Origin of the sequence: Chryseobacterium sp. CCNWLW53 (assembly GCF_037083525.1) — a bacterium.
GTDB lineage: Bacteria > Bacteroidota > Bacteroidia > Flavobacteriales > Weeksellaceae > Chryseobacterium > Chryseobacterium lathyri.
Genome location: NZ_JBAOJR010000009.1, coordinates 1 through 5,420 on the forward strand (window position 1 = coordinate 1; position 5,420 = coordinate 5,420).

Sequence of the window (5,420 nt, forward strand, 5' to 3'; positions counted from 1 at the left end):
GAGAACCTTCCGATTATCAGCAGACCAGATAGTTTGGCATATGTGATTTATACCTCAGGAACTACAGGAGAGCCTAAGGGGGTGATGATTGAGAATAGAGGATTAATTAATCGTTTAGTTTGGATGCAAAAAGCATACTCCTTAACTTCAGAAGATACTTTAATACAAAAGACAACTTATTCTTTTGATGTTTCTGTATGGGAATTACTGTGGTGGAGCATGTATGGAGCTAAGATTTCTGTATTAACTCCCAAGCACCAAAAAAGCCCTTTTGATATAATAGAGAATATAAATAAGAAAAGAGTAACTGTAATTCATTTTGTTCCATCAATGCTTATGGTGTTTTTAAATTATTTAAATTCAAATAAAGAACTTATTGGAAAGGTATATAGTTTAAAACAAGTTTTTGTTAGTGGTGAGGCACTAACGATTCCTCAAAAAGATTTATTTTATAAGATTTTGCCTGAAGTTTCATTAATGAACTTATATGGACCTACAGAGGCAAGTATTGATGTGAGTTATTATGATTGCTCAAATTTTATTAGTGGAACGAGTGTTCCAATTGGGAAACCAATTGATAATATATCATTATATATTTTAGATAGCAATTTAAAAGCTAAGGAGCTAGCTTCATTCGGTAAGCTTTATATATCTGGCATTGGTTTATCCCGCGGTTACTTGAACAAGCCCGAGTTGACGGCTGAGAAGTTTATAGACAATCCCTTTGAAGTAGGGAGCAAGATGTACGATACGGGAGATTTGGCTAGATGGCTTCTAGATGGGAACATAGAGTTTTTGGGGAGAAAGGATTTTCAGGTGAAAATCAGAGGTTACAGGATAGAATTGGGCGAGATTGAGACAAATATCAGCCGGCTTAGTACAGCTATAAAGCAGGTTGTAGCCGAAGCAAAGGAAGTTAATGGAGAAAAAGTACTGGTAGCCTATTATACAAAGGATGGTGAAACTAGTGTAAACAAAACAGAATTAAGAGAGTACTTACAGAGTAAGCTACCAGAATATATGGTTCCGGGGTTCTTTCTGGAGTTGGATGCTATTCCATTAACACCTAATGGTAAGATAGACCGTAAGGCATTACCGAGTGTAACTGGTGAAGATTTAATCAGGAGAGAATATGTAGCGCCTAGGAATGTTACTGAAGAAAAACTTGCAGAGATCTGGCAGGAAGTATTGGGGGTAGAGAAGGTAGGAATTACAGATAACTTCTTTGAACTTGGGGGACATAGTTTGATGGCTATAAAATTAATCCATTCTATTAATCAAATTTTTAAAATAGATGTAAACGTAAGCCAACTATTTGAACAAAATACAATTAAGCAATTAGCAATTTTAATAAATAATATTACACTAATCAATAATCTTTCAACAAATCAATATGAAGAACCAGAATCTGAAACGTTTACAATTTAATAAATTAAGACTTTTTAGTTTTTTAATCTTGCTATTATTGACAAATATACTTTATGGTCAATTTACTATATCTGGAAAAATAGAACAAACTGATAAAAATAAAAATCAGTTTACAGAAGTTTTACTATTTGACAAAGATTCTGTAATCATAAAAAACGACTTAATTGGAGAAGACGGAAATTTTGCCTTAAGAATAAACAATGGCGGAGTATATACTTTTAAAATAAAGCAACTTAGTCATTTTATATACAATAAAAATATACAAGTCAACTCTGATTTAAATTTAGGAACAATCACGCTAGAGAAAACTAAAAATATTCAAGAGGTGGTTATTACGGGAAAGAAGAAATTAATCGAGAGAAGAATAGATCGTGTGGTTTTCAATGTTGAAAATGCAATTGCCACAACTGGAGGAGATGCTTTAGAGGCATTAAAGATTACACCAGGAGTAAAAGTGCAAAACGAAAATATTTCAATTATTGGAAAAGGAGCGGTAAGGGTGATGGTAGACGATAAACTAATAGAATTAAAACAGGAGGATTTAAGTAACTTTTTAAAATCTATTTCAGCAGACAATATAAAAAGTATTGAAGTTATTACCACTCCACCAGCAAAATACGATGCTTTAGGAAATAGCGGAATAATCAATATTAAAACAAAAACAGCAAAAAAAGATTCATGGAACGCAAATATTGGATCGGGGTATCTGCAAAGAAGTCGCCCAGATGGATCGGGGTTTGTGAATTTTAACTTTAACAAAAAAAAATGGACTATTTCGACTTCGCTAAGCTATAGACAGGGAGGGGTATATATAGATGCTGATGATTATGCATATTTCCCGGATGCTTTATGGTATACCAAATCTCCTCTTTTGAATAAGTATAAAAGATTTAGTGCTAAACTTGGTATAGATTATCAAGTTAATGATTATTGGAAAACTGGAATTCAATATTTAGCAAATACAAACAGGGCCAATCTAACAGGTCAATCTACTACAGATGTTATAGATTATAATACAAATTCAAACTTACAAAGCTTAAGTTCTGATGGTAATCAAAATAGAAGACCAAATTTTAATTCAATTAATTATTACAATGAATTTGAGCTCGATTCATTAGACCGCAAGATTATTTTAAATTTTGATTATTTTAATTATGCTAACCAAGATGATCGCTTCTACAATGGAATTTCAAAAATTACTAATCCATACAATCAACAATATTACAAAGGTTTTAGCCTTAATTCACAGAATATTAATAATTATTCTGGAAAGGTAGATGTTGAATACCCATTTAAAAGTATTAACATCAGTTTTGGAGGTAAAATTGGAACATCAAAAGCCAGAAACGATATGAATATGTTTAATAGTGGGTTAGTTGATAACCCTGTTACAAATTTACCAGTAACTGAAATGATATTTGAATATATTGAAAATATTCAAGCGTTATATGCTTCTGCAAATAAGAAAATTGGAGAAAAATGGGAAACTCAATTAGGACTGAGATTGGAAGCGCTACAGACAAAATCAAATTCAATCAGCTTGAATCAAGTTACCAATTATAATTATGCAAAGTTATTTCCAAGTTTATTTGTAAGCTATAAACCTTCTGAAAATTCATTCTTTGCTTTAAATTACAGTAAAAGAATTGAAAGACCCAGTTTTCATGAATTAAATCCCAATCAGTGGTATATAAATCCTTTCCAAAAGCTTGGAGGAAATCCTTTCTTAAAACCTGCTTTCATAGACAATGTAGAATTCTCATATACTTATAAATCTTTAGAAAGTAAAATATATTTTTCAAATGAAAAAAATCTATTTGGACAAATTGCATTGGCAGATCCTACAACTAATGAGATTTCATTTACCAACGAAAATTATGTAGATGCCAAAAGATATGGGATTTCAGAAAGCTACACATTTGATAAACTAAAATGGTGGACATCAAATAATAGCTTGGATATAAATTATGTAAAATCGGAATCATTTTTACCAGCCATACAAAGATATCAGGAAGGTTGGAGTGGCCGATTTTCTACCAGTAATGATTTCATCTTAAATAAAAATAAAACATTATTATTTAACATTAATTATTGGTATAGTCCTAAAGGAGTAGATGGAAAATTTTATAATATTGGATCTATGAGTAATCTTTCCACAACAATCCAATACCTACTTTTAAATAAAGATTTAAAAATATCATTAAAACTTAATGATATTTTAAGAACTGAAAAAGTAAGGCCAAATTCAACTGTAAATGGAGTTTATCAAAATGGAATCTATTATAGTGATAACCAATATGTGCAGTTGAATTTGAGTTATAAATTCGGAAATCAAAAGATTAAACCCGTAAAAAGATCAACGGGTAACGAGGAAGAAAGAAACAGGACAGGAAATTAATTTCTTAAAGGATTTATATTATTCATATGAACCAATTACTAGAAAAGCTTAACAAACTCAATATAAAACTATCCCTTAAAGGAGATAATTTAGATATCCAAGCACCAAAAGGATCTGTAACACATAGCATTTTAGAGGAAATAAAAGCCCATAAAAATGAGATTGTATCATTTTTAAGGAATATTTCTTCTAAAACAACAATTCCAAAGTCAGAAGAAAGAGAGAATTATCCACTTTCTTCTACTCAAAAACGGATGTGGTTGCTGCATCAGATGAATCCTGAAAATGTAGCTTATCATATCCCTATGATGTTTAAAATTGAGGGCAATATCTATATGGATAAACTTCAAAAGACATTAGAATACTTAGTTAAAAGACATGAGTCTCTTAGAACAATTTTCCAAGAAGATAATCAGGGCAATCCTATACAAATTATTAAGGAATTTAGAGAAGATTTATTTCAATTAAATTTTAGAGATTCTAACATTCAAGAAAACATTCAGAATGAGATCAACACACCTTTTGATTTAACAAAAGATGTGTTGTTGCGAGGAACAGTTTTTAAGATAACAGATAATAAATACCTTTTATTGATTGTAATGCATCATATTATCAGTGATGGTTGGTCTATTGAGGTTTTTGCAAATGATTTTTTTGAAGCATTTAAAAATGTTGACAATGATGATTTCAATTTTGAAGATTTAAAAATTCAGTACAAGGATTATACTATTTGGCAACAGGAAAAACTCAAAACCCAAAAACCAGATAAGGAATATTGGTTATCGGTTTTTAATAGTGAGATTCCTATTTTAGAATTACCTTCATATAAACCAAGACCTAAACATAAAAATGGTAAGGGGAGTACAATATCTATCCAACTTGGAGCACAAGAATTATACCTCTTTCAAAAATTGTGTTCTGATAATGAAGTCACTTTATTTATGGGAATTAAAAGCCTTGTAGATGTTTTATTATTCAAATATTCTCAGCAAAATGACATAATAATAGGAACTCCAATTGCCAATAGAGAACAATATGAACTCAAAAATCAAATAGGTGTTTACGTAAATACATTAGCTTTAAAAGTAAAAATTGATTCTGCAAAGTCATTTTTGGAGTTGTTACAAGAGAATAAGATTAAACTGCTTAATGCTTATAAACATCAAGATTATCCTTTTGATGAATTAGTATCTAATTTAAAACTTTCTCATGATCCTAGTAGAAACCCTTTATTTGATATAATGGTTTCATTAGAGGAAGAGCAAATGTTTAATGTATTCCAAGCAAATAGTCTTACATTCGAAAGAAAAGTTTTAGATTCTAATACTAGTAAGTTTGATTTAGATTTTCGTTTTTATATTGAGGGCAGCAAGTTGAACTTAGACTTAACCTATGATACAGAAATTTATGATGAAAGATTTGCGAGAGGTTTGATAAAACATTTAAGAAATCTTTTGGGTAGGGTTGTTGAAAATGAAAAATCTTTAATCAAAGATATTGATATTCTCACTTCTGTCGAGCGTCAGCAGCTTCTTCATGAGTTCAACGATACGAAAGTAGATTATCCTAGCGATAAAACGATTATAGAATTATT

3 protein-coding genes are annotated in these 5,420 nt (G+C 30.4%); all 3 read left to right on the forward strand.

Annotated features, from left to right (window positions below; genetic code table 11):
- Window positions 1–1,428: non-ribosomal peptide synthetase (locus tag V6R96_RS20680; RefSeq protein WP_336380097.1), on the forward strand; the 1,428-nt coding region annotated here is incomplete at its 5' end.
- On the forward strand, window positions 1,394–3,826 hold the full coding sequence (locus tag V6R96_RS20685) for an outer membrane beta-barrel family protein (RefSeq protein WP_336380096.1): 2,433 nt from the start codon (window positions 1,394–1,396) through the stop codon (window positions 3,824–3,826). The genes V6R96_RS20680 and V6R96_RS20685, both read left to right, overlap by 35 nt.
- A gap of 26 nt (window positions 3,827–3,852) precedes the next feature.
- Window positions 3,853–5,420 (forward strand): condensation domain-containing protein (locus V6R96_RS20690; protein ID WP_336380095.1); only part of this gene is annotated, 1,568 nt, incomplete at its 3' end.

Coding starts and splice junctions, on each gene's coding strand:
- V6R96_RS20685 (WP_336380096.1), top strand. CDS start 1,394: ATGAAGAACCAGAATCTGAAACGTTTACAATTTAATAAATTAAGACTT.